Raw genomic sequence first — 26,008 nt, 5'->3', positions numbered from 1 at the left:
TTTTTAACTACGTTATACTTTTATTTCTTTGGCGAGAAAAAGGGCAAAACACATGGGTTTACGAACGGCGCTGACACACACCGTATTGCCCAAGCGCCGTTATTTGATACGAAGCCTCCTTTTTTCAGTGTTGTTCTTTATTCTGTTTATTATCGTCACGCTGACCGTGATCAAAGCCAACAATGCCCGCGAACAGGGGCAGATTGCCGAAAGAACCTCAGAATTCAGTTCCCGCTATTTTCATCAGCTCACCGACACAATGCGCAGGATTGGTCTGCTGACGTCGGAATCCTGCCCTTCCGTTGCCAGTGAAATTAACCGCGAGGCCGCATTCAGCATTGCTGTCCGCGATTTCCAGCTGGTGCGCAACGGCATGGTTTTCTGTTCTTCTGCTTCCGGTAACCAGAACATTTCGGCCACACGTTCACTTCACGATATTGATTTCGATAAAATGATGAGCATCGACCTGCAAATGGGCACCCCGGCAGTGCCCAATCGGCCAGTAATCATTGTCTGGCAGCGTAATCCCGGCATATCGAACGATGGCGTGATTGCCACGCTGGAACTGACTCTCTCGCCTTATATGCTTTTTGCGTTGCCCGGCACAGGTTATCGCGGTTTTGCACTGCTTATCGGCGACAGCGCGCTGATCTCTTCCGAGGAAGGGCTGGTTCCGGTCAGTAAGCTGCCTCAAAGCCATTTCACTGAAGTGAACCCCGGCGATCTCCCGTTCACGCTGCGCCTTTACTCCCCTTCCCTGACCGGCGACAACATTCGTTTCACCCTGCTCGGCGGATTGCTGCTCAGCCTGCTGGTGTGCGCGCTGATCTATTTCAGCCTGCTCAACCGGCACAACGTCGAACGTGAAATTCTCCGCGGCCTTAAAAACAAAGAATTCTTCGTGGAATACCAGCCGGTCATTGAATCCAGAAGTTTGAAAGTTACCGGCCTGGAAGCCCTGTTGCGCTGGCAGCATCCGATTGAAGGACGCATTCCGCCGGATATCTTTATCGGTTACGCCGAAACGCAGGGTCTGATTGTCGAACTGACCCAGCATATGATGTCGATGGTCGCCGCCGACGCACACCAGCTGCAACACGCTTTACCTGAAAAATCTAAACTCAGTATTAATATTTCCCCGCACCACATGAGCAGGGTCAGCTTCCATGACGACGTGCTGAATTTCATCGAGGCATTACCGGAAAACGCATTTCAGGTGATTTTTGAAATTACCGAACGGGGAATGATCGATACCGAAGGCGCACTGCGGGAATTCAACTGGCTGCGCCACCACAACATTGAGATTGCCATTGATGATTTCGGCACCGGGCACAGCGCCCTGATTTATCTGGAAAAGTTCACGCTTGATTACCTGAAAATTGATCGCGGATTCGTGATGTCCATTGACCAGAAAACGCTGATTGCGCCAGTGCTGGATACCGTCCTCAAGCTCACCGAAGAGCTGAAACTCAAGACCGTGGCAGAAGGCGTTGAAACCGAGTTGCAGTCGCAATATCTGCGCAATCACGGCGTCACCTATCTTCAGGGATATCTGTACAGCAAACCGCTGGGCGTCGGTGAACTGATGAATTTCATCCGCGATTTCAATGAGAAAGAAGCGACTTATCAGATTTAATCTGTATCAGCACTGTACTTTTTGTTCCATTTTTCTCTTCGCCGTCTGCCCATGAGTGTGATAAAAAGGCCGAAATCAGGGATGAAACCTGAGGCTGATGTGTTACAAGGTCTTAGCGATCAATTGATTACCACTGAACAATAGCCTGCGGCGATCATGTCCGCGCCATGCTGTCGTCATCACAGGAGTGCAGATCCAGGATGTTTTCTCGCGTGTTTGCCGTTGCGCTGTGCCTGCTGAGTCTCAGCGCACAGGCCGAGGTCATACAAGACAGCTACGCGTTCGCAATTTTAGGCGAACCGAAATATGTCTCAAACTTCACCAGTTTTGACTACGTCAATCCCGCCGCGCCGAAGGGAGGGCAGATCACGCTGGCTGCCATCGGCACTTATGACAATTTCAACCGTTTCGCTTCCCGCGGTAATCCGGCGGTGCGCAGCGGTTCACTGTATGACCCGCTTTTCACGACATCAAGTGATGAAATCGGCAGCTACTATCCGCTGATTGCCGATTCTGCCCGTTACGACAGCCAGTACCGCTGGGTCGAAGTGGATATCAATCCCCGCGCCCGTTTCAATGACAACACGCCGATCACCGCCAGCGACGTCGAATTCACGTTCAAAAAATTCATGACGGAAGGCGTTCCGCAGTTCCGCGTGGTTTACAAGGGTGTGGAAGTCAAAGCCATATCGCGGCTGACGGTACGCATGGTGCTGCCGAAGGCTGACAAAGACATGATGCTGGGGCTGCTCGGCCTGCCGATCCTGCCCAAAGCATTCTGGGAAAAACATAAATTCAATGAGCCGCTGAGCACGCCACCGCTGGGCAGTGGCCCATATCGTATTAGTGATTACAAGCTTGGCCAGTACATCACTTACTCGCGCGTGCCGGATTACTGGGCCGCCAATCTTCCGGTTAACCGGGGTCGTTATAATTTCGATACGATCCGCTACGACTACTATCTTGACGATAACGTCGCCCTTGAAGCTTTCAAATCCGGTGCATTTGATTTCCGTATGGAAACCTCACCAAAGAACTGGTCTACGCAATATCAGGGCGGTAATTTCAGCAAAAACTTTATCGTGAAGGCCGATGAGGAAAATCAGGCGGCGCAGGATACGCGCTGGCTGGCGTTCAACATTCACCGCCCTCAGTTTGCCGACCGCAAGGTGCGCGAAGCCCTGACGCTGGCCTTTGATTTCGACTGGATGAACCGGGCACTTTACTTCGATGCCTATCAGCGCGTTGACAGTTATTTCCAGAATACGGAGTACGCCGCGAAAGATTACCCGAACGTAGCAGAACTTGCGTGGCTCGGGCCGCTCAAGAATCAGATTCCGGCTGAAGTGTTCAGCACGCTGTATAAGCCGCCGCGCACTGACGGCACCGGTAATGACCGGGCAAATCTGCTGAAGGCGACGGGGCTGCTGAAAGAAGCCGGCTGGGAAGTCAGAAATCAGGTGCTGGTCAACAGCAAAACCGGCAAGCCGTTTACCTTTGAACTCCTGCTGCCCGGCGGCGGTAACTCGCAGTATGTCCTGCCGTTCCAGCATAATTTGCAGCGTCTGGGCATCAAAATGTCGATTCGTGAAGTCGACAATTCTCAGTTTGTCCGCCGCATGCGCCAGCGCGATTACGACATGATCCCGACGGTTTATCCGGCGATGTCTTACCCGAGCAGCGATTTACAGATTTACTGGAACACCAAATATCTGGATTCCACCTACAACAAACCGGGGGTCAGCGATCCGGCCATCGACAAACTCACCGATGAGATTGCCGCTAACCAGGGTAAACCGGACGCGCTGCTGTCGCTCGGCCATGCTTTGGACCGGGTGCTGACCTGGAATATGTATATGATCCCGATGTGGTATACCCATCACGAACGCTATGCCTATTGGGATAAATTCTCGATGCCTGCGATCGCTCCGGCCAACGGTCTGGAGCTGGATACGTGGTGGTATGACATGAACCGTGCAGCGCGTCTGCCTGCACAACGCCGTTGAGGAGCACAATGTGGCCGCTTATCTCTTAAGACGACTGCTTCTGGTGATCCCAACGCTTTGGGCCATCATTACAATCAACTTTTTTATCGTGCAGATTGCGCCCGGCGGCCCGGTAGATCAGGCCATAGCGGCGATAGAAATGGGACAATCCAGCGGGCTGCCGAATTCTGCCGGTAACAGCGGTAACGGAAAAGCGTCACCCGGTGTGGCCCAGTTTGGCGAAGGCCAGTATCGCGGTGCACGCGGGCTGGATCCTGAAGTTATCGCAGAAATTACCCATCGCTTTGGGTTTGATAAACCGCTGCACGTCCGCTATTTCGAAATGCTCTCCAGCTATGTGCGCTTTGATTTTGGCGATAGCCTGTTTCGCGGTTCAACCGTCATGGGGCTGGTGAAAAGCGCGTTGCCGGTGTCTGTCAGTATTGGTTTGTGGAGCACGCTGATTATTTATCTGGTGTCGATCCCGCTGGGGATCCGCAAAGCAGTGCGCAACGGTTCACGGTTTGATACCTGGAGCAGCTCCTTTATTATCATCGGCTACGCCGTGCCTTCGTTTTTGTTTGCCATCCTGCTGATTGTTCTGTTTACCGGCGGCAGTTATCTCGACTGGTTCCCGCTGCGCGGCCTGACGTCGCCTAATTTCGACACGCTGCCGTGGTACGGGAAAATCACCGACTATCTCTGGCATGTCACATTACCGGTGCTGGCGACGGTCATTGGCGGGTTCGCGACGCTGACCATGCTGACTAAGAACTCCTTTATGGATGAAGTGAGCAAACAGTACGTCGTGACCGCGCGGGCGAAAGGGCTGAACGAAAAGCAGATCTTGTACCGCCATGTCTTTCGCAACGCCATGCTGCTGGTGATTGCCGGTTTCCCGGCCACGTTCATCAGCATGTTTTTCACCGGTTCCCTGCTGATTGAAGTCATGTTTTCCCTGCAAGGCTTAGGATTGCTGGGCTATGACGCCATCGTCCAGCGCGACTTCCCGGTGATTTTTGGCACGCTTTACGTTTTCACGCTGATTGGATTACTGCTCAATATCGTCAGCGACATCACTTACACGCTGGTTGATCCGCGTATCGACTTCGAGGGCCGTCACTGATGACCGTGAGACTCTTCAAACTCAGCACAGTCACTCAGGCACGCTGGGCACGTTTTTGCCAAAACCGGCGAGGATTCTGGTCCCTGTGGATCTTTATGGTTTTGCTGGTTCTGGTGCTGCTGTCCAACGTTCTCGCCAACGACAAGCCGCTGCTGGCGCGTTATCAGGGGCACTGGTATGTGCCTTTTATGGTGAATTACAGTGAAACCACGTTTGGCGGTGAGCTGGAAACGCCGGCGGATTATCAGGATCCGTTTGTGCTCAAACAGCTTGAAGATCACGGCTGGGCCATCTGGGCACCGGTGCGCAGCAGTTATAACTCGATTAATTTCTCGACCACGCAGCCCTTCCCTTCACCCCCTTCGGCGAAAAACTGGCTGGGCACCGACAGCAACGGGCACGACGTGCTGGCGCAGATCCTTTATGGCTTACGGATTTCGCTGTTCTTCGGCATTTTTCTCACCGTCCTGACCTCGGTGATCGGCATTATTGCCGGTGCCACGCAGGGTTATTACGGTGGGCTTATCGACCTGCTCGGGCAGCGTTTTATCGAAGTGTGGTCCAGCATTCCGACGCTGTTCCTGATCATTATTCTGGCCAGCGTGGTGCAGCCCAACTTCTGGTGGCTGTTGCTGATTACCGTGCTTTCGGGCTGGATGACGCTGGTGAGCGTCGTGCGCGCCGAATTCCTGCGCACCCGTAATTTTGATTACATCCGCGCCGCGCAGGCGATGGGCGTCAGCGATCGGGCCATCATGTGGCGTCATATGCTGCCCAATGCAATGGTCGCCACGCTGACATATCTGCCGTTTATTCTTTGCGGTTCCATCACCACGCTGACGTCGCTGGATTTCCTCGGTTTCGGATTACCGCTGGGTTCGCCTTCGCTGGGCACATTACTGATGGAAGGCAAAAATAATTTGCAGGCACCGTGGCTGGGCATCAGCGCATTTGTCGTGCTGGCGTCCCTGTTGTCCTTGCTGATTTTCATCGGTGAAGCGGTCCGTGACGCCTTCAACCCTTCTGCACATCACGGCGAGGCGCTCTGAGATGACGGACTCTTTACTGCAAATCCGCAACCTGAGCGTGGCTTTCCGTCAGGGAAATCAGCAGCGTGAAGTGGTCAGCGATGTTTCCCTGAATATTCATGCGGGCGAAACGCTGGCGCTGGTGGGAGAATCCGGTTCTGGCAAAAGTGTGACCGCGCTGTCCGTGCTGCGCCTGCTGCCTTCTGTCGCCGTCTATCCGCAAGGGGATATTCTCTTTGAAGGCCGGTCGCTGCTCAAAGCCGATGGCTCGACCCTGCGACAGATCCGTGGCAACCAGATTTCGATGATTTTTCAGGAACCGATGGTTTCACTCAATCCGCTGCATACACTTGAAAAGCAACTCACCGAGGTGCTTACGCTGCATCGTGGCCTGCGGGGTGATGCGGCGCGGAGCGAAATCCTAAGCTGCCTTGATCGTGTGGGTATCCGCCAGGCGGCTTCCCGTCTGCGGGATTTCCCGCATCAGCTTTCAGGCGGCGAACGCCAGCGTGTCATGATCGCCATGGCGGTGCTGACAAAGCCAAAACTGCTGATTGCCGATGAACCGACAACGGCGCTGGACGTGTCCGTTCAGGCCCAGATTTTGTCCCTGCTCGACGACCTAAAGCAGGAAATGGGCATGGCGATGCTGTTTATCACCCACAACCTGCGCATCGTGCGGCGTCTGGCGGATAACGTTGCCGTGATGCAACAAGGGCGTCTGGTGGAGCAGCAGCCGCGCGCCACGCTATTCAGCCAGCCTCAGCATCCTTACACGCAACACCTTTTACAGGCCGAACCGCAGGGGCGCCCGCAGCCGCTGAAAGGTGAACCTGCCGTTTTGCTGGACGTGAAAAACCTGGATGTGGGCTTTCCTGTCAGGCGCGGCCTGCTGCGCCGCACCGTCGGTGTTAAACACGCCGTTAATCAGGTGAGCTTTCAGCTTCGTCGCGGCGAAAGTCTGGGCGTGGTGGGTGAATCAGGTTCAGGGAAGAGCACGACCGGGCTGGCGCTTTTACGCCTGATGAAATCTCAGGGCGAAATCTGGTTTGACGGCCAGCCGCTGCACACGTTTTCGCGCAAGCAAATGCTGCCCTTCCGCAGCCGGATACAGGTCGTGTTTCAGGACCCTTTCTCAGCGCTGAACCCGCGGTTTACCGTGGAGCAGATTATTGCGGAAGGTTTGCTGGTTCACCGGAAAGTGAGTGCGCAGGAGCGCGAACAGGAAGTGATTCGGGCGATGCAGGAAGTCGGACTGGATCCGCAGAGCCGTCACCGTTATCCGACTGAATTCTCCGGCGGTCAGCGCCAGCGTATTGCTATCGCCCGCGCCCTGATTTTACAGCCTGAAATGCTGATTCTGGATGAACCGACATCGTCTCTGGATAAATCGGTACAGGCGCAGATTCTGGCGATCCTGAGCGAACTTCAGCAACGCCACGGCCTGACTTATCTGTTTATCAGCCATGATTTGCATGTCGTCCGGTCTTTATGTCACCAGCTTTTGGTGCTCAGGAACGGGGAAGTGGTCGAACAGGGAGATTGCGAGCAGATTTTTACCGCGCCGCAGCAGGCTTACACCCGTGAATTGCTGAGTGCGTCAGATGCGTTCGATTCGCAGGAGCAAACCGCCTGACGTTGTTATCAGGCGGTTCAGAATGGATAAAGTGCGGTGACAGATTCCGCGATCGCCGCGCCGATATTTTTCAGGCAGCAAAGGGTCGCGCTTTCATCTTCACGATGGACGAATAAACACGGTTCGCCGTCGATTTCAACAATCGCCGCTTTCACCTGAATATCTTCTAAGGCATCAGTTAACTGATGCATCACCTGCCAGGCGAATTCACCCTCATGACTGAGCAGTTTCAGGCCAATCAGATTGTTATCTTCATCGTTACCAGGCAGCGGAATCGGTTCAACTTTGATACCGGCAAAACCTGACAACCAGCGATAACTTTGCGGCAAACGATGTACTACCGAAAGTTGAATATTATTCACGTGGTTCCCCAGACAATGATGTTAACCAATCATCTACACGATATTTTTACAAAATAGCTACAACTACACGGATTAAGTTATAGCCGACAGACTTTGCTTTGCCCACTTCTCGCTCAAATAATTAACATTAAATTAACGTCATTCCAGTGCAAGCTCACAGACCCAGCTATTTTTATGACTGCTCCCGATGAATCTGAGAGGCAGATCTCATTTTGGTTTATTTGTAACCTTTTTAGTCTTGATTCACAACCATTTTAATCAAATGCCGCTACTTATTATTGCATTTTTATTTACATTTAATATACAAATCAATGTTATTAGTCTTCTCATTAACGTCAATAAAAAGCATTAAATCAGTCAGTTAAAATCAATCCTGACTTTTCACACCGCTCTTGATGGTGTTAATTTCATTTTGAAATGAACCAGTTGGTTACAAAATTTACGGCGTCGCATCATACGTTAAAATCTGGATCTAATGTTAATAAATCCGCACAATTTGTTTGCACAATTTCTTCTTCTTTGGCTTATCATCCGCATCGTTATTACTGGTATACCCTATCGCAGAGACCACAGGGCATCATCAACCTGCTGATAAGTCTCGACATTAGCGACATATAATAAGAATCAGATAAGCAAATCCTGAGTTATTTAGCTCACACCCAATCCCAGCGAGAAATGAGATGGAAAACGATCCTTCAATCATGGCAAGCAATAACACCGAAAATGGAACCGGTTTCAGTCGTCGCGAACTGCTGAAAGGGCTGACCTCCGCGATGGTCGCAACAACCCTTATCGGCTTTCCCTTCCTGAGCCAGGCGGAGAAAGAAACAGCCACGCAGTCGCCGGTCATCTTCGGCCAGTTCTATCTGGTATCACAGGCCATCACCGAGCATAAAAATATCAGTGAAGGAACTTCAGCCCAGATTTTCAATGCCTTCTTCCGCTCTCAGCCTGACTTCCCGGCTCAGGTCAGCAAACTGCATGCACTGGTTAAACCGGGGCAGGCTGCGAAAGATTTGCAGAAAGCCGCGCAGCAGAACGGTCTGGGCGAACTGGTGACGAGCATCGTCACAGCCTGGTATACCGGCACGGTCGGACATGGAACCGATTCCATTTTGATTTCATATAAAGATGCGCTGATGTATCGCCCGGTGAGCGACGGCCTGATTGTGCCGACCTACTGCGGTAACGGCCCGCTGTACTTCACCGCCGCGCCGCCTGATGCCGCGATGCCTGAGTCCATGAACGCCGATCGTTTTACCCGTATTTCTGAATCTGATGTGAGCAAAGCCTGATGAAAAAACCCGTATTTACCGCAGACGGCGATGCGTCTGCTGATGTGATTGTTGTCGGTTCCGGCGTCGTGGGCGGCATGATTGCCGATCAACTGGTCAGCGAAGGTTATTCCGTTCTGGTGCTGGAAGCCGGTTTACGCATCGAACGTGCGCAGGCCGTCGAAAACTGGCGCAATATGCCTTTTGAAAACCGTGCAGGTTCAGATTTCCAGGGACTGTACCCGCAGTCAGAAAATGCCCCGGCCCCGCTGTATTTCCCGGAAAATAACTACGTTCATCTGACCGGACCCAGTGCGGGCAGCTTTAAACAAGGCTATCTGCGCACCGTAGGCGGCACGACCTGGCACTGGGCGGCGTCCTGCTGGCGTCACGTCCCGAACGATTTCAAAATGAAAACGCTGTACGGCGTGGGCCGCGACTGGCCGATTTCGTATGACGAGCTCGAACCTTATTACTGCCGCGCAGAAGAAGAGATCGGCGTTGCAGGCCCGAACGATCCTGAACTGCAATCCCCTTCTGAACGCAGCAAGCCTTACCCGATGGAACAGGTTCCTTACGGCTATGGCGATACGCGTTTTGCCGAGATTGTGAACCCGCACGGTTACCGCTCGGTGCCAATCCCGCAAGGACGCAGCACCCGTCCGTGGAATGGCCGCCCGACCTGTTGCGGCAATAATAACTGTCAGCCGATCTGCCCGATAGGTGCGATGTACAACGGTATCGCACACGTCGAACGCGCCGAAAACAAAGGCGCCGTGGTGCTGGCCGAGGCCGTGGTTTACAAGATTGATACCGACGAAAATAACAATGTGACGGCGGTTCACTGGCTGGATAATCAGAAAAAATCCCACAAAGCGACCGGCAAAGTGTTCGCGCTGGCTTGTAACGGCATCGAGACTCCGCGTCTGCTGCTGATGGCAGCCAACGACAAAAACCCGAACGGCATCGCCAACTCCTCTGATCACGTGGGCCGTAACATGATGGACCACTCCGGTTTCCACTGTACGTTCATCGCTAAAGAACCGCTGTGGATTGGCCGTGGCCCGGCGCAAAGCAGCTGTCTGGTCGGCCCGCGCGACGGTGATTTCCGCAAAGATTATTCCGCCAACAAAATGATCCTCAACAACATCAGCCGCGTGATCCCGGCAACGTCCAAAGCGTTGCAGATGGGGCTGGTGGGTCAGGAGCTGGACGAAGAAATCCGCCGCCGTTCTATCTTCGGCGTGGACTTGTCCATCAGCCTGGAGCCGTTGCCGGATCCGGATAACCGCCTGACGCTGAGCAAAACCCGTAAAGATCCGCACGGTTTACCCTGCCCGGATATTCATTACGACGTCGGCGATTACGTGCGTAAAGGCGCGGAAGCGGCGCATAAACAACTTGAGCACATCGGCTCGCTGTTTATGGCGGAAGAATTCAACATCACCACCAGCCTGAACGCCAACAACCACATCATGGGTGGCACGATTATGGGCAACGATCCGAAGGATTCCGTGGTGAACGGCGATTGCCGGACTCACGATCATGCCAACCTGTGGTTACCGGGTGGCGGCGCAATCCCGTCGTCCAGCGTAGTGAACAGTACGCTAACCATGGCTGCGCTGGCGCTGAAAGCCGCAGACGATATGTCGAAAAAACTGGCAGGTGCAGCATGAAAAAACTTCTCACCGCCTGCCTGTTAACTGCGTCCCTGAGCGGTTTTGCCGTTGCACAGGACAACGAGGCAGAACTCGTCCGCCAGGGCCAGGAAGTCGCGACGGCCGCAGACTGTCAGGCTTGTCATACGGCACCTGAGGGTGGAAAGCCGTTCGCGGGCGGATATGAAATCCATTCGCCGATGGGCACGATTTACACCACCAACATCACGCCGTCGAAGCAGTTTGGTATCGGGAATTACACCGAAGAACAGTTCACCCGCGCTGTGCGCGAAGGTGTGCGTCCGGACGGTGCAAATCTGTATCCGGCCATGCCGTACACCTCTTACAGCCATATGAGCGATGCCGATATGCACGCGCTGTATGTTTATTTCCAGCAAGGTGTGAAACCGGTCGAACAGCCGAATACTGAAACTGCCCTGCCGTTCCCGTTTAACATGCGTATTGCGATGGCGGGCTGGAATCTGATGTATCTCGACAGCACGCCGTTTAAGCCGGATCCGACCAAAAGTGAGCAATGGAACCGGGGTGCGTATCTGGTGAACGGTGCCGGACACTGCGACACGTGCCATACGCCGCGTAATCTGATGATGGGTTCGGTGACGGATAAACCGCTGGCGGGCGGCATGGTCGGCCCGTGGTACGCGCCGAACATCAGTTCTGATCCGGTCAGCGGCATTGGCAACTGGTCGCAGGCTCAGCTGGTGGAATACCTGAAAACAGGCCGGACCGCCGGGAAAAATCAGGCCGCGGGCGGTATGGCGGAGGCGGTGCAAAACAGTCTGCAATACATGTCTGACACCGATCTGAACGCAATTGCCTACTACCTGAAAAACAGCACGCCGGTTCGCGATCCGCGCGATACACAGGCGGCAGACACCTTCGGTAAGCCGGTAAATGTGGAAGACGGCCTGCGCGGCGCACATCCGTTTAACGCGAATAAAACCATCGACAACGGCGCGGCATTGTTCAGCGGGTATTGCGCCAGCTGCCACCAGCCGGACGGCTCAGGCAGCAAAAATCAGGCGTATCCGTCGCTGTTTAACAACACCGCGACCGGCCTCGGAAATGCGTCTAACCTGATTTCCGCCATTCTTTACGGCGTCGATCGCCAGGTGGGCGACCATCATGTTCTGATGCCAAAATTTGGCGTGGGTTCGTACGTCGGTCAGCTCGACGATCAGCAGATTGCGGATATCTCCAACTATGTGTTGAAAAACTACGGCAACGCAGGCGTTCAGGTCAGCGCGCAGGATGTGGCGGTATTACGCGCAGGCGGCCCGGTGACACTTCTGGCAAAACTGCAACCTTTCATGGCGCCGGCGATGATCATCGGCGTGATCATTCTGCTGGTGCTGATTTTCTGGCTCGGCAGAAAGCGTAAAGTCAGAAAAGCATAATCACGAAAGATGAAATGCAAAACGGCCCGATTCGGGCCGTTTTTTTTGAATGCGAAAAGCGTTACCCCCGTCCGACCAGCGGCATCGCGCTGGCCATCACCGTCATGGTCAGAACGTTGGTGCCCGGCGGCAATCCGGCCATAAAAGCCACGGCTTCACCGACGCGCTCCACCGCAATGACCGGCTCTTCGGCAATATGCCCGTCGGCCTGCATCCTGCCTGCCAGCGCTTTATTGCCCATATCCGTTGCGGCGTTGCCGACGTCAATCTGTCCGCACGCAATATTGAATGCGCGGCCATCAAGTGCCGTGGATTTGGTCAGCCCGGTAATGGCGTGTTTGCTGGCGGTATATGGCGCGGAATTCGGACGCGGCGACAGCGCCGAAACAGAGCCGTTATTGATAATGCGGCCACCCTGCGGAGACTGCTGTTTCATCAGTTTGACCGCCGCCTGCGTACACAAAAATGCGCCGGTCAGATTAGTGTTGATCACCGAAAGCCAGTCTTCCACCGCAAGCTCATCAATGGGCACATCTTTCACGTTATTCCCGGCGTTATTAAACAATAAATCCAGCCGCCCGAAGGTTTCCTGAATATCTGCAAACAGCGCGGCGACCGACTGCGGGCTGGTGACATCCAGCTGACGCGCCACCGCTTGTCCCGGTGCAAACTGTGCCACGGCCTGCGCCAGTTTTTCCGTATTGCGCCCCGCCAGAATGACCGTAAACCCAATACCCGCCAGCGATTTCGCAGCGCTCAGCCCGATACCGCTGCCACCGCCGGTGACCAGTGCGATTTTGCTCATAATTTTCCTATACTAAACGGCGGCCAGCATGCCGCCATCGATAAAGAGTAAATGACCATTCACGAAATCTGACGCCCTGGATGACAGATAAACCGCACCGCCGACCAGCTCTTCCGGGTTGCCCCAGCGCGCGGCTGGCGTGCGTTTGCACAGCCATTCGGAAAACTCTTTGTTATCGACCAGCGCCTGCGTCATGTCGGTTTTGAAATAGCCCGGCGCAATGCCGTTCACCTGAATATTGTAGCGCGCCAGTTCGACGCACATCCCGCGCGTCAGCATTTTCACCGCACCTTTGGAGGCAGCGTACGGCGTAATGGTGTCGCGGCCCAGCTCACTTTGCATCGAACCGATATTGATGATCTTGCCGCGCTCACGCTGGATCATGTAACGCGCAACTGCCTGCGACACCAGGAAAACAGACTTCTGATTCACCGCAATCACGTCGTCCCAGTCTTTTTCCGGGAAATCGGTAAATTTGTGGCGACGCTGGATCCCCGCGTTATTCACCAGCACATCAATCGGGCCAATGGCCTTTTCGATATGGTCAATCGCCTGATTCACTGCCTGGCTGTTCGTGACATCAAATGACACAGCGTGTGCGATAAACCCTTCCGCACGCAGCGCTTCAGCGGCCTTTTGTGTCGATTCCTGCTGCGTGCCGTTGACGATAATTTCCGCCCCGTGCTGCGCCAGCCCTTTCGCCAGCAGGAAACCCAGACCGCGCGTAGAACCGGTGACCAGAATCTTTTTATTATCCAGGGAGAAGAGATTTGTCATGACGTTGGCCTTATTAAAAAGCTGCTTATGAAAAGTTAGCCCCACTACAACGGTTTACCGGCGGCCAAACTGTGATGCAGATCACCTTGGAGGATGTTAAAAAACCCTGTTACTCCCGATGTGATCATCATCATTTTGATAACAATCTCCGGCGCTTTCTGTTTCAATAATCGGGTATATTTTGGGAAATAATCAGGGAAACCCGCATGAGAAACCAGCGCGTGACATTACAGGACATCGCCCAACTGGCGGATGTTACCAAGATGACGGTCAGCCGTTTTCTGCGCACGCCGGAAAAAGTCTCTCCTGAAACCCGCGAACGCATCACCAAAGTCATGGAAGAAGTCGGTTATCCGCTGGAAGAAGCCCGCGGACCGGCCAAAGCGCCGCGCATCGGCATTCTGGTGCCCTCTTTTAACAATCAGATTTTCTCCGATTTGCTGGCCGGTATTGAGTCCGTGACGTCCGCGCAGGGCTACCAGACGCTGGTGGTGAATTATGATTACAGCAAGGACCGCGAAGAAGAGCACATTATCAACCTGCTCGGTTATCAGCTGGCAGGGCTGATCCTCACGGATTCCGTGCATACGCTCAAAGCCGATAAGTATCTGAATGCGGCTGAAATTCCTGTCGCTCAGGTGATGGATCTCGACGATCAGAATGGCCGTATTGCGGTAGGTTTTGATAATCAGCAAGCCGGATATGACATGGCGAATACGCTGCTCGCCAGCGGCAAGGAGCATGCGGTGTATTTCGGTTCGATGTCAGACGCGCGTGACCAGAAACGCTATCAGGGCTACAGCCAGGCAATGACTGAACGCGGGCTGACGCCGGTGCATATCACCCCGAATAAGGTTTCATCGGTGTCTATCGGCGCCGGAATGTTATCGATGGCGCGCCAGCTGTATCCGCACACCAATGCAATTTTGTGTACCAACGACGATATTGCCGTCGGTGTGTTACAGGAATGTCTGAAACTGGGCATCCGCGTCCCGCAGGACATGGCGATTTCAGGTTTTCACGGGCTGGATATCGGGCTGGCGACCACGCCGTTGCTGGCCAGCGTTATTACTCCGCGCTTTGAAATGGGCAAGGTTGTCGCCGAAATATTGCTTAAAAAAATCAAAAAACTGCCGACCATTGAGCGTGTCGATTTGCACTACCGGATTTCCCTCGGTGGCACGATTTAACGTGCCCTTTTCTGCTATTTCCTTCCTGTCATCCTGCATGCCAACTACGGTGCAGGATCACGTTGCAGGTAACACCTTTTCTTAACATAATTCAACGTGACACCTGTCACGAAATACTTTCCTCAAAATGCTTTTATTAGGTCATCGCCGGATACAAGCACACAGAGGAAAGACGATGAATAATAAAATTCCTAAGGCCCGCTGGTTACGTGTAATAGCCCCAATACTTATCGCCTGTATTATTTCCTTCATGGACAGGGTCAATATTAGTTTTGCCATGCCCGGCGGAATGGATGCCGAATTAGGTATCACCGCATCAATGGCCGGTCTGGCTGCCGGTATCTTCTTCATCGGGTATCTGTTTTTACAGGTGCCCGGCGGAAGCCTGGCGGTACACGGCAGCGGCCGTAAATTCATCGCCTGCTCGCTGATTGCATGGGCGGTGATCTCCATTCTGACCGGCTTTATCACTAACCAGTATCAGCTGCTGTTCCTGCGTTTTGCGCTGGGTGTGGCGGAAGGCGGGATGTTGCCGGTGGTGCTGACGATGGTCAGCAACTGGTTCCCGGATAAAGAACGTGGCCGCGCCAATGCGTATGTGCTGATGTTCGCGCCGCTCGGCGGGATGATTACCGCGCCGCTGTCCGGCCTGATCCTGGATACGCTCGACTGGCGCTGGTTGTTCATCATCGAAGGGGCATTATCTTTCGTGGTGATGCTGTTCTGGTGGTTCACCATCAGCGACCGTCCGGAAGAAGCGAAATGGCTGTCTGAGCGCGAACGCGATTATCTGGTCACCGAATTAAACCGTGAACGCGAAGCACTGCGGGCGCTGGCACCGGTCAATAACGCGCCGCTCAAAGAGGTCTTTCGCAATAAATCTATCGTCAAACTGATTGTCATTAACTTCTTCTATCAGACCGGGATTTACGGCTACACGCTGTGGCTGCCGACTATCCTGAAAAACCTCACCGGCGGCGACATGAGTTCAGTCGGCATGCTGGCGATTATCCCTTATGTGGGCACCATGCTGGGGATCCTGGCGATGTCCGTGCTGTCCGATAAAACCGGCAAACGCCGCATGTTTATCGCCCTGCCGTTGTGCGGTTTCGCCGCCTGTCTGGCCGCATCCGTGGCGTTTGGTCACAATATTATGGCGGCCTACGGTTTTCTGGTCGGTGCAGGGTTCTTCCTGCAAGCCGCGACCAGCGCCTTCTGGACCATTCCGGGCAAAGTCACCACGCCGGAAGTGGCAGGCAGCGCACGCGGCGTGATTAACGGTCTGGGGAATCTGGGCGGTTTCTGCGGTCCGTATCTGGTCGGCGTGTTAGTCAGTCTGTACGGTCAGAGCACGGCGATTTATGCACTGGTCGCATCCCTGCTGATTGCCGCGCTGGTGACTACGCTGTTGCCGAAAGAGTGCGATATGGCGCTGATCCCGGGGGCAAAAGCCAAGGCCATGGCGGATGAATATGCCCGCGCCAAAAAAGCCCGCAAACTCCAGCAAATGGAAGCGCAGGGCGTGAACTGATTACTTTTGGATCCCCTGATGCCCGCCATATTCTGACGGGCATTTTTATTTCAGCCTTCAGGCTTCTTCCCGCGTAATAATTCCGTAGTGATGGAATTTATTCAGTACCGCTTCCATCGCTTCATCCGACAGAACCGGTACTTCCGGCGTCACCGGCAGCAGCATCAGATAAAGCCTCGCCAGCACTTCAACTTCCTGCGCCAGCCAGAGCGCTTTCTGCAAATTACTGCCGCAGGCAATCATTCCGTGGTGTTGCAGAAGAATCGCTTTGGATTGTCTGATCGCCGCTTCTGTATGATCAGACAACGCCTGCGACCCGAAAATCGCGTACGGCGCGCACGGGATCACCGTACTGCCGGTCGCCGCAATCATGTAATGAATGGCCGGAATGGGCCGGTTAAGAATGGAAACCGCCGTGCAATGTACCGCGTGGTTGTGAACAACGGCCTGTGCGTCGGGTCGTGCGCGATAAATGGCCTGATGGAAACGCCATTCGCTGGACGGTGTTTTGGCCGGATCGTGTCTGCCGTCTTCGCTGACCTCGACGATCTGCCGTGGCGTCAGTTCCTCATACGGGATCCCGGTTGGCGTAATCAGCATTCCGTCGCCATAACGCACGCTGACATTGCCGGACGTTCCCTGATTCAGCCCCATGCGCGTCATTTGCAGGCAGGTTTCTATAATTTGTTCAGCCAGCTGTTCTCTTTTCATGTTTGCCCCGTCGGTTTTGGTCTGCGTATTGTTGGTTTCTGTCACTTTATTTTGTAACGCAGGCGGCGCTGACCGGTGACCGGGCGGTAAAAATGTGACTGGCTTCTGATTATCCCGTATTCAGGGAACGATTCGCGCAAACCGCCACGCATTGGCGTGTCCGTTTCAGCGCAAAATGTTAAAAACGGTCAATCGGGATTGCCGTCATTGCCGGGAGAAAAATAAAAAATGAAAGCTGTGCGTCATCAGGCCATCCTGCAACTGATCCGCGAAACGGGCAGCCAGAGCACGGAAAATCTGGCCAGCCATTTACAGGTCAGCAAGGAAACCATCCGCCGCGACTTGCAGGAATTACAAACGCAGGGCCAGCTGATCCGCCGCCACGGCTGGGCGAAGATCGTTAAACGGGAAACGCAGGACAGCGGGGATTCTTTCCGCGCCCGGCAAAAAAGCCATCAGAGCCGGAAAGCGGACATTGCGCGGCAGGCGCTGTCGTGGATTGATGAAGGAATGGTGATTGCGCTCGATGCCAGCTCGACCTGCTGGTCGCTGGCGCGGCAGTTGCCGGATATCAGCATCACCGTGTTTACCAACAGCGCCCGCGTATGCCGGGAACTGTCCAAACGCCAGAATATTCAGCTCATCAGCTCCGGCGGCCGGCTTCTGCGCAAATACGACTGTTACGTAAATCCGGCGCTGTTCTCACAGCTGAAAACGCTGGAAATCGATCTGTTTCTGTTTTCCTGCGAGGCGGTGGACGCCGCTGGCGCTATCTGGGATTCCAACGACAGCAATGCGGAATACAAAATCGCCCTGCTCCGGCGCGCGGCGCAAAGCCTTTTATTACTTGATAAAAGTAAACTGAACCGGACCAGTGAAGTTCAGATTGGGCATCTTGACGATGTCACTCAGGTCATTTCCGACCTGAGTGATGCACAGCAGCGAAACGAAAAACCTTACTCGGCCAGCACATGCGCCGTGACTTTCGCCGGACGGCTGGCGTAGAGATACAGCAACGTGGCGGCAATGACGCAAAACGCCATCGAACCGACCATCGGCCAGGCACTTTTGGCGGTAAACAGCGAAAGCACGGAACCCATTGCCGCACCGGTGCCAAAACGAATCGTTCCGGCCAGAGAGGCCGCGGTGCCCGCCATGTGCGGGAAGTCATCCATGATGACCGCCATCGCGTTGGAGGTCACCATCGCAATCACGCCCACATAGCCCGCCACGCCAATCACCATCGCCCAGAACGGCAGCCCGAACGCGCACACCACCAGCAGCCAGATGCCCATCGTCAGCTGAACAAACAGGCCGAAACGGAACATTTTCACCGCGCCCGCACGGCGCACGTTACGGCTGTTAATCAGCGTCAGGATCACCAGCGCCACGATGTTCAGCGCAAAGTAGAAACCGAAATGCTGCGGCGAAACGTGATTGAGTTCAATGTAAACAAACGGTCCGGCGCTGAGGAAAGAGAACATTCCGGCGAACGAGAAACCACTCGCCAGCATGTAGCTCAATACGCGCTTGTGGCGGAACAGGGAGACGAAATTGCCAACGGTGGTGCGCAGATGGAATTTTTGCCGCCGCTCTTTGGGCAGCGTTTCCTTGATGTAAACGCCCACCAGCGTGGCGGCGATTAACGCTGCAATCGCCATCGCCCAGAAAATCGCGTGCCAGCTGAAAATCGCCATCAGCAGACCGCCGAGCATCGGTGCGAGCAGCGGCGCAACGGTCATCACCAGCACCACAAAAGACATCATTCGCGAGAATTCATCTTTGGTGAACATGTCGCGCATCAGCGCGTTGATGACCACACTGGCCGCTGCCGCCGCTAAACCGTGCAAGAAACGCATCCACACCAGCTGTTCGACGGACTGCGCAAGCGCACAGGCACCGGCCGCCACGGCAAAGATAAGCACGCCCCAGAAGATAACCGGCTTACGCCCGAGGCTGTCGGCCATCGGTCCGTAAAACAGCTGCCCTATCGCAAAACCCAGCACGTACGCGCTGAGTGTCATTTGCACACTGCCCGCCGGAACACCATATTCCTGCGCAATAACGGGCATGCTTGGCAGATACATATCGATAGCCAAAGGCATCAGCATCGATATCAATCCCAGGATGAAAATCAGTCCGATGTGGGATACCGGTTTTTCTTGCACTTTCAGCTGCTCCAGTTAACAGAAAAAACTATCGCGAGGGAACGCCAACGCTGGCAATTTCCTGCTCAGTTAAAGGCCGGTACTGGCCCGGTTCCAAATCTTCATCCATCACGATTTCGCCGATCCGCTCACGGTGCAGCGCGACCACGCGGTTACCGACTGCCGCAAACATACGTTTCACCTGATGGTAACGGCCTTCGCTGATGGTCAGACGCACAAGATTCTCTTCGATTTGCTCGAGTTTGGCCGGTTTGGTCAGGGAATCTTCATTGTGCAGCTGTACGCCCGCTTCAAACTGCGCGGCGGTGTCGTCAGCCAGCGGATTTTCGAGCGTAACCAGATAGGTTTTCTCGCAATGATGGCGCGGCGAAGTGATGCGGTGCGACCACTGGCCGTCATCGGTCATCAACACCAGACCGGTGGTATCGATATCCAGACGCCCTGCGGCATGAAGCTTGTACGCCACCGGCTCTTCGAGGAAGTACAGAACGGTCGGATGATCCGGATCATCGGTGGAACACACGTAACCCTGCGGCTTGTTAAGCATGAAATAACGCGGGCCGGTGATGAGATCCAGCACATTGCCGTCGAACTCGACGCGCTGTTCAGCGCTGATTTTCATCGAGCCGGTTTTGACGATTTCGCCGTCAACGGTGACACGTTTGTTGCGCAGTTCACGTAAAACGAGCGCACGGCTTACACCTAATTGCTGAGATAGAAACTTGTCCAGACGCATTGGATAGTCTTGCCTTCATGGCGATCTGAGTGATCGCGTTACTGATAAAACACAAGACCCCGCCGCTGCAACAGGGCAACTGACAGGGTTCAGGGTTGTTCGATTCGTAATACTTTCAGTTCGTATAGCTGCAACGAGTGATTATTACTTCGAGGGGGCAGATTCACTGCCGCATTGAGCGGAAGAGTATAGCTGTGCTTGGCGGCGCATCCTAGGAGGAAGAGGAAAAATAAGCAGGCTAAACATTCACGGCAGGTGATTTGATTGCAGATCGCCATGAAGAGGATTTCTTGGCATACTTCACCACTGTAGTTATTAACAGTGATCATTAATAACAAACTTTTTTAATAAGTCAGTCTGAGGTGATTCTCCCCGTGACCGCTTTTACCCTTCGTCCCTATCAGCAGGAAGCCGTTGACGCTACGCTGCGTCATTTCCGCCAGCACGATGAACCGGCGGTGATCGTATTGCCTACCGGTGCCGGAAAAAGCCTGGTGATTGCCGAGCTGGCAAGGGTGGCGCGCGGGCGCGTGCTGGTTCTGGCGCACGTCAAAGAACTGGTCGCGCAGAATCACAGCAAATATCTTTCTTACGGGCTGGAAGCGGATATCTTCGCGGCGGGCCTGAATCTCAAACAAAGCAGCGGTAAAGTGGTGTTCGGCAGCGTGCAGTCCGTTGCGCCCAATCTGGCAGAATTCAGCGGTGAGTTTTCACTGCTGATTGTCGACGAATGCCACCGAATTTCCGACGACGATAATAGCCAGTACCAGCAAATTATCGGCCATCTTAAAGCGCAAAACCCGCGTCTGCGGCTGCTCGGGCTGACGGCAACACCCTATCGTCTGGGCAAAGGCTGGATTTATCAGTATCACCATCAGGGCATTATGCGCGGCGATTCCAACAGCCTGTTCCGCGATTGTATTTACGAACTGCCACTGCGTTACATGATTAAAAACGGCTTTCTGGTGCCGCCGGAACGGCTCGATATGCCGGTCGTCAGCTACGATTTCAGCCGGTTGCAGGCCAACAGCAACGGGCTGTTCAGCGAGGCGGATCTTAACGATGAGTTGCGTCAGCAAAAACGCATCACGCCGCACATCATCAGCCAGATTGTTGAGTTCGCGCACGACCGCAAAGGTGTGATGATTTTTGCCTCAACGGTGGAACACGCCGGTGAAATTTTCGGTTTGCTGCCCAAAGGCGAAGCGGCGCTGATCAGTGCGCAAACCCACGCCGTCGAACGCGACCGGCTGATCACCGCCTTTAAGCAGCAGGAACTGCGCTACCTGGTGAACGTCTCGGTGCTGACCACCGGCTTTGATGCGCCGCATGTGGATCTGATTGCCATTTTGCGCCCGACCGAATCCGTCAGCCTTTATCAGCAGATTGTCGGGCGCGGGCTGCGTCTGTCGCCGGGCAAAACGGATTGCCTGATCCTCGATTACGCCGGAAATCCGCATGACCTGTTTACGCCGGAGGTGGGCAGTCACAAACCGGCGGGCGACAACAAACCGGTGCAGGTTTTCTGCCCGGCCTGCGGTTTCGCCAATATCTTCTGGGGCAAAACCACCGAAGACGGCACGGTTATAGAACATTTTGGCCGCCGCTGTCAGGGCGTGCTGGAAGATGACGACGGCAACCGCGAGCAGTGTGATTTCCGTTTCCGCTTCAAAAGCTGCCCGCACTGCGGCGCGGAAAACGATATTGCGGCGCGGCGCTGTCATCAGTGTCAGGAAATTCTGGTCGACCCGGACGATATGCTGAAAGCCGCGCTGCGCCTGAAAGATGCGCTGGTCTTACGCTGCGGCGGCATGAACCTTGAACACGGGCGCGACGACAAAGGCGAATGGCTGAAAATCACCTATTACGATGAGGATGGCGCGGACGTTTCCGAGCGTTTCCGCCTGCAAACGCCCGCCCAGCGGATGGCTTTTTTGCATAATTTCCTGCGTCCGCATCAGCGCGCACCGGGCGTGCCGCTGGAATGGAAGTCCGCCGCCGATATCGTGGCGCAGCAGGTTTTACTGCGTCATCCGGATTTTGTTGTCGCGCGGATGAAAGGCCAGTTCTGGCAGGTGCGCGAGAAAATGTTCGATTATGAAGGGCGTTACCGGCGCGCCAATGAGCTGCGCGGGTGAGTAAATAACCTGAAACCGGCTATTTATATTGCTGCAACTGCCCTGCTCCGGTATCATACCGCCCGCTTTCGCCTTGTGTGGAAGCTTGTAGTACTCAACTCGTCACTCGGTCGCAGGTGGCGGGGCAAACTTTTTTATATATAGAGAAACATACATGTTCACTATCAATGTAGAAGTACGTCCACAGGACGAGCAGGGCAAAGGTGCGAGCCGCCGCCTGCGTACAGAAAACAAATTCCCAGCTATCGTTTACGGTGGCTCAGCTGCTCCGGTTTCTATCAAACTGGACCATGATTCTGTTAAGAACATGGAAGTTAAAGCGGAGTTCTACTCTGAAGCTATTACTCTGGTTATCGACGGTAAAGAAACCAAAGTTAAAGTTCAGGCTGTACAGCGTCACCCGTTCAAGCCAAAACTGGCTCACATCGACTTCGTTCGCGTTTAATCGCTGACTGAGTTGTTGCGCATCGGGACGCCGTGCGAGAACAAATAAAAAACACCGCCCCGGCGGTGTTTTTTATTGGCTGCGATCCAGGTTTTATTTGCCGGACTTTCGCTGCAATTGATCCCGCAGGTTCGGCGGCGTGCCTTTAATGGTCAGCGTATCGGTCGCCGGATCCCAGAAAATACGTTCGCCCATTAACATCGCATCGAAGTTAATACTCAGGCCACCGCCGCTGCCGGCAAATTTAGTCAGCTGGCGAAGCGTGCTGCGATCGGCCGGGAACGTTTCTTCCAGCTGATAACCTTGTTCCTGCGTGAATTCTTTGAATTTCTTGTCATTCCACGGCGGCAGCTCTTCGGATAAATCATCCAGCGCAATTTCTTCGCCGGCCTGCAACTGCTCGTTGCAGTAGGTGTACACCTGCTGACGATAGTTCTGGCGCTCGTTTTTATCGAGCTGCGCTTCAGTACAGAAATCATCTACCGCCTGCAACAAACCGCGGTTTTGCGCTTTGGTATCCAGGCCTTCAGAAGCGCCCAGGAAATCCATGAAGAAGTCAGAAACTTTGCGCCCGACGCGGCCTTTCAGAAACGTCAGGTAGCGGGAAGATTCAGGATTGGTTTCCCATTCGGTCAGATCAATACGCGCCACGATATCGGCGTGATTGATATCCAGATAATGGATGCTGCTGACGTCGAGCTGTTCGTTGACGCGCATGCTGCTGCGGCTGTTAAGCACCGCAACCAGCAAATACTCCACGGCCAGGAAACGGTAATGACAAAACAGCACCACGCCGCCTTCTGCGAACGGGTATTTTGCCAGTTCATCACGAAGACGCCCGGTCGCGGCACGGCTGAATGACAGGAAATCGTCGTCCCCTTTACGGCAACTGCGCAGCGCCACTGACAGTTCGCTGTCTTCGTTGAACAGGCCATAGGCTTTGCTTTTCGCGCTGTAAACACGGTGCAGTTCAGCCATCATTTCATCAACGGCGGCATTCGGGGTCAAAAGCGTATCGCGCAGCACAACATCCAGCGTTTGCTCATCACGTTTATTCAACTGGTGCAGAGCGATCTGCTCAATATCCAGACTCATGGGGACTTTCTCCTGTAAGAATTGCAGCCGTGTAAGAAGGGTCTGCCTGCGGGGCGTATTCAAACACCGAAGCGGCAAAGCCGCAACCTGTTCCAGCCTCTGAAATACTGATTCACAGATACGATCACGACCCCGACACGCCCCCCGTTATAAAAATGCGGAAAGTGGTGGCGTGATCGGCTAAGATATTGGACTTTGTCAGATCAAGAAGCACATTACTCTATGGCACAATCATCCCGTTACAGTGACGAACACGTTGAACAGATCCTTTCCGAGCTGGCAACTGTTCTGGAAAAACACCGCGCCCCGACCGACCTTTCTTTGATGGTCCTGGGCAATATGGTGACAAACCTTATTAACACCAGCGTCGCTCCTGCACAACGCAAAGCATTGTCCCAATCTTTTGCTAAAGCTTTGCAAGCGTCGATAAGAGAAGATAAAGCCCATTAATTCACTCATTGCCCAGACCCTCTCATGGTGACAAATAGTCAGCGCTATCGCGAAAAAGTTTCCCAGATGATCAGCTGGGGCCACTGGTTCGCCCTCTTCAATATCCTGTTGATTCTTGGGCTAGGCAGCCGCTACCTGTTTGTTTCTGACTGGCCTTCCTCTCTGGAAGGGCGTATTTACGCGCTGGTCAGCTGGCTTGGGCATTTCAGCTTTATCGGTTTTGCCGCCTATTTACTGATTATCTTCCCGCTGACGTTCGTGGTGATGTCGCAACGGTTGTTGCGATTCTTATCCGCGATACTGGCAACCGCCGGGCTGACGCTGATTCTGGTCGACACCGAAGTGTTTACCCGCTTCCACCTGCATATTAATCCGGTGGTCTGGGAACTGGTCGTTAACCCGGGTCAGGGCGAAATGGCGCGCGACTGGCAGCTGATGTTTATTGCCGTGCCGGTTATTTTCCTGCTCGAAATGTTATTCGGCACCTGGGCGTGGCAAAAGCTGCGCAGCCTGAACCGCCGTAATTTCGCCAAGCCAATCGTTGTGCTGTTTATCGTGAGCTTCTTTGCGTCGCACCTGATGTACATCTGGGCGGATGCAAATTTCTATCGTCCGATTACCATGCAGCGCGCGAATCTTCCGCTGTCGTATCCGATGACGGCGCGTAAATTCCTCGAAAAACACGGTCTGCTTAATGCCGAGGAATACCAGAAGCGACTGATTGAGCAAGGGAATCCGGAAGCGCTGGCGGTGGAATATCCGCTTAACAGCATCAGTTTCGCCAAAACCGGCTCGAAATATAACCTGCTGATGGTCGTGCTGGACGGCGTGCATGAAGCGACGCTCGATCAGGACATGCCTGCGCTGGCCGATTTCGCCAAGCACAATATTCGTTTTGACCAGCATTTCAGCTCCGGCAACCGTAATGACACCGGCCAGTTTGGCCTGTTCTACGGAATTTCGCCGACCTATATGCAGGGCATTCTGGCCGCACGTAAACCTTCTGCGCTGGTGACATCGCTGGAGCAACAAGGTTACGAATTTGGTCTGTTTGCTTCGGACGGCTTTGACAGCCCGCTGTACCGGCAGGCTCTATTGACCGATTTCACCCTGCCTGCGCCTGTAAAACAGTCGGATGCACAAACCGTTTCTCAGTGGCAGCAATGGCTGAATGTGCGCGGCAACGGTCCGTGGTTCTCGTACGTCAACCTGAATGGCATCAGCACCTCATTGCGTCAGGACGGCGACAGCGTTCCGGTCGGAAATACGTTTATTCATCGCTATCAGCACGGCGCGCAAAGCGTTGATCAGCAAATTGCGGTCATGCTGCAATCGCTGAAAGATCGCGGCGATCTCGATAAAACCGTGGTGGTGATTACCGCTTCGCACGGTATCGAGTTTAACGAGAACGGCACCTGGGGTTCGGGTAACGCGATGAACCGCCGCCAGTTGCAGGTTCCGCTGATTATCCACTGGCCGGGCACACCGGCTCAGAGTATCAGCAAGCTTACCGATCACGCGGATGTGATGACCACGCTGATGCAGCGTCTGCTTCACGTCACCACGTCACCGGCAGATTATTCGCAGGGCGAGGATTTGTTTGCCGCGAAACGCCGTCACAACTGGGTCACGACCAGCGACGACGGAACGCTGGTGATCACCACGCCAGACCAGACGCTTGAGCTGGAAAGCGACGGGGATTACCGCGCCTTCGATAATAACGGTAAACGGATTAAAGATCAGAAGCCGGAACTTGGCCTGCTGTTACAGGTTCTGACCGACGAAAAACGCTTCCTGGCCAATTAATCGTTTTGCAGGACACCTGAAAAACCAACCTTA

Annotated in this window: 22 protein-coding genes; 15 read left to right on the top strand and 7 right to left on the bottom strand. The window is 54.1% G+C overall.

Annotated elements, in window-relative coordinates; translation table 11 throughout:
* The first annotated feature begins 52 nt into the window (after nt 1–52).
* From M2403_RS10890 to yejF, 5 genes are all read left to right on the top strand, one after another.
* Complete coding sequence (locus M2403_RS10890; RefSeq protein ID WP_259229121.1) at nt 53–1,636, top strand: cyclic di-GMP phosphodiesterase; 1,584 nt, start codon at nt 53–55, stop codon at nt 1,634–1,636.
* A gap of 200 nt (nt 1,637–1,836) precedes the next feature.
* Nucleotides 1,837–3,642 (top strand): extracellular solute-binding protein, encoded by a 1,806-nt coding sequence (locus tag M2403_RS10885; protein WP_165058221.1) that lies wholly within the window; start codon nt 1,837–1,839, stop codon nt 3,640–3,642.
* A gap of 10 nt (nt 3,643–3,652) precedes the next feature.
* Nucleotides 3,653–4,747, top strand: a complete 1,095-nt coding sequence (gene yejB / locus M2403_RS10880; protein WP_165058222.1) for a microcin C ABC transporter permease YejB — start codon at nt 3,653–3,655, stop codon at nt 4,745–4,747.
* On the top strand, nt 4,747–5,796 hold the full coding sequence (locus tag M2403_RS10875) for an ABC transporter permease (protein ID WP_195812911.1): 1,050 nt from the start codon (nt 4,747–4,749) through the stop codon (nt 5,794–5,796). The genes yejB and M2403_RS10875 overlap by 1 nt, the downstream gene beginning before the upstream one ends.
* A gap of 1 nt (nt 5,797) precedes the next feature.
* Nucleotides 5,798–7,411: a microcin C ABC transporter ATP-binding protein YejF gene (gene yejF / locus M2403_RS10870; protein ID WP_152324320.1), complete on the top strand. Its 1,614-nt coding sequence runs from the start codon at nt 5,798–5,800 to the stop codon at nt 7,409–7,411.
* A gap of 17 nt (nt 7,412–7,428) precedes the next feature.
* On the opposite strand, the gene M2403_RS10865 is transcribed toward yejF, so the two are convergent.
* Complete coding sequence (locus M2403_RS10865) at nt 7,429–7,773, bottom strand: YejG family protein (RefSeq protein ID WP_015689537.1); 345 nt, start codon at nt 7,771–7,773, stop codon at nt 7,429–7,431.
* 680 nt (nt 7,774–8,453) lie between these two features.
* Between M2403_RS10865 and M2403_RS10860 the strand changes: the two genes are divergently transcribed.
* Genes M2403_RS10860 through M2403_RS10850 form a run of 3 tightly spaced genes read left to right on the top strand, consistent with a single transcriptional unit; the run spans nt 8,454 to nt 12,123 of the window.
* Nucleotides 8,454–9,068 carry a sorbitol dehydrogenase family protein gene (locus tag M2403_RS10860; RefSeq protein ID WP_259229120.1) on the top strand — a complete coding sequence of 205 codons (615 nt, stop codon included), beginning with the start codon at nt 8,454–8,456 and terminating at the stop codon, nt 9,066–9,068.
* Nucleotides 9,068–10,723 carry a GMC family oxidoreductase gene (locus tag M2403_RS10855; RefSeq protein ID WP_152324322.1) on the top strand — a complete coding sequence of 552 codons (1,656 nt, stop codon included), beginning with the start codon at nt 9,068–9,070 and terminating at the stop codon, nt 10,721–10,723. Before M2403_RS10860 ends, M2403_RS10855 begins: the two co-directional genes overlap by 1 nt.
* The gene (locus tag M2403_RS10850) at nt 10,720–12,123 is read left to right on the top strand and encodes a cytochrome c (RefSeq protein WP_152324323.1); all 1,404 of its coding nucleotides are present in this window, start codon (nt 10,720–10,722) and stop codon (nt 12,121–12,123) included. Before M2403_RS10855 ends, M2403_RS10850 begins: the two co-directional genes overlap by 4 nt.
* 61 nt (nt 12,124–12,184) lie before the next feature.
* Here M2403_RS10850 and M2403_RS10845 read toward each other — a convergent pair whose 3' ends face one another.
* Complete coding sequence (locus M2403_RS10845; RefSeq protein ID WP_152324324.1) at nt 12,185–12,928, bottom strand: SDR family oxidoreductase; 744 nt, start codon at nt 12,926–12,928, stop codon at nt 12,185–12,187.
* 12 nt (nt 12,929–12,940) lie between these two features.
* Nucleotides 12,941–13,705 carry a gluconate 5-dehydrogenase gene (gene idnO / locus M2403_RS10840; RefSeq protein WP_152324325.1) on the bottom strand — a complete coding sequence of 255 codons (765 nt, stop codon included), beginning with the start codon at nt 13,703–13,705 and terminating at the stop codon, nt 12,941–12,943.
* Between the two features lie 206 nt (nt 13,706–13,911).
* Between idnO and M2403_RS10835 the strand changes: the two genes are divergently transcribed.
* Entirely contained in the window at nt 13,912–14,895 is a 984-nt protein-coding gene (locus M2403_RS10835; RefSeq protein ID WP_259229119.1) for a LacI family DNA-binding transcriptional regulator, read from the top strand.
* 175 nt (nt 14,896–15,070) lie between these two features.
* Complete coding sequence (locus M2403_RS10830) at nt 15,071–16,426, top strand: MFS transporter (RefSeq protein ID WP_165058233.1); 1,356 nt, start codon at nt 15,071–15,073, stop codon at nt 16,424–16,426.
* Between the two features lie 57 nt (nt 16,427–16,483).
* Here M2403_RS10830 and M2403_RS10825 read toward each other — a convergent pair whose 3' ends face one another.
* Complete coding sequence (locus M2403_RS10825; protein ID WP_165058234.1) at nt 16,484–17,137, bottom strand: L-fuculose-phosphate aldolase; 654 nt, start codon at nt 17,135–17,137, stop codon at nt 16,484–16,486.
* Nucleotides 17,138–17,365: 228 nt separating this feature from the next.
* Here M2403_RS10825 and fucR point away from each other — a divergent pair, with 228 nt between their 5' ends.
* Nucleotides 17,366–18,142 carry an L-fucose operon activator gene (gene fucR, locus M2403_RS10820; protein ID WP_259229118.1) on the top strand — a complete coding sequence of 259 codons (777 nt, stop codon included), beginning with the start codon at nt 17,366–17,368 and terminating at the stop codon, nt 18,140–18,142.
* Here fucR and M2403_RS10815 read toward each other — a convergent pair.
* Together M2403_RS10815 and rsuA are read right to left on the bottom strand one after the other, a co-directional pair.
* On the bottom strand, nt 18,094–19,248 hold the full coding sequence (locus tag M2403_RS10815; RefSeq protein ID WP_405047819.1) for a Bcr/CflA family multidrug efflux MFS transporter: 1,155 nt from the start codon (nt 19,246–19,248) through the stop codon (nt 18,094–18,096). The two genes, fucR and M2403_RS10815, sit on opposite strands and share 49 nt — an antisense overlap.
* Before the next feature lie 85 nt (nt 19,249–19,333).
* On the bottom strand, nt 19,334–20,041 hold the full coding sequence (rsuA, locus tag M2403_RS10810) for a 16S rRNA pseudouridine(516) synthase RsuA (protein WP_152324331.1): 708 nt from the start codon (nt 20,039–20,041) through the stop codon (nt 19,334–19,336).
* Nucleotides 20,042–20,415: 374 nt separating this feature from the next.
* Here rsuA and M2403_RS10805 point away from each other — a divergent pair, with 374 nt between their 5' ends.
* Together M2403_RS10805 and rplY are read left to right on the top strand one after the other, a co-directional pair.
* Nucleotides 20,416–22,179 (top strand): DEAD/DEAH box helicase, encoded by a 1,764-nt coding sequence (locus tag M2403_RS10805; protein ID WP_259229116.1) that lies wholly within the window; start codon nt 20,416–20,418, stop codon nt 22,177–22,179.
* 154 nt (nt 22,180–22,333) lie between these two features.
* Nucleotides 22,334–22,624 (top strand): 50S ribosomal protein L25, encoded by a 291-nt coding sequence (gene rplY, locus M2403_RS10800; RefSeq protein WP_095922802.1) that lies wholly within the window; start codon nt 22,334–22,336, stop codon nt 22,622–22,624.
* A gap of 93 nt (nt 22,625–22,717) precedes the next feature.
* Here the strand turns inward: rplY and yejK are convergent, their stop codons facing one another.
* Nucleotides 22,718–23,719 (bottom strand): nucleoid-associated protein YejK, encoded by a 1,002-nt coding sequence (gene yejK / locus M2403_RS10795; RefSeq protein WP_259229115.1) that lies wholly within the window; start codon nt 23,717–23,719, stop codon nt 22,718–22,720.
* Nucleotides 23,720–23,941: 222 nt separating this feature from the next.
* Here yejK and M2403_RS10790 point away from each other — a divergent pair, with 222 nt between their 5' ends.
* Nucleotides 23,942–24,169, top strand: coding sequence for a YejL family protein (locus M2403_RS10790; RefSeq protein WP_104921319.1), 228 nt, complete (start codon nt 23,942–23,944; stop codon nt 24,167–24,169).
* Between the two features lie 24 nt (nt 24,170–24,193).
* Nucleotides 24,194–25,975, top strand: coding sequence for an LPS biosynthesis-modulating metalloenzyme YejM (gene yejM, locus M2403_RS10785; protein ID WP_152324334.1), 1,782 nt, complete (start codon nt 24,194–24,196; stop codon nt 25,973–25,975).
* Nucleotides 25,976–26,008 lie beyond the last annotated feature (33 nt).

This window comes from Rahnella sp. BIGb0603 (genome assembly GCF_024808755.1).
In the GTDB taxonomy this organism is placed as follows: domain Bacteria; phylum Pseudomonadota; class Gammaproteobacteria; order Enterobacterales; family Enterobacteriaceae; genus Rahnella; species Rahnella contaminans.
The sequence above is the reverse complement of the archived record's forward strand: the minus strand, read 5'-3'. Positions and strand labels throughout refer to the sequence as shown.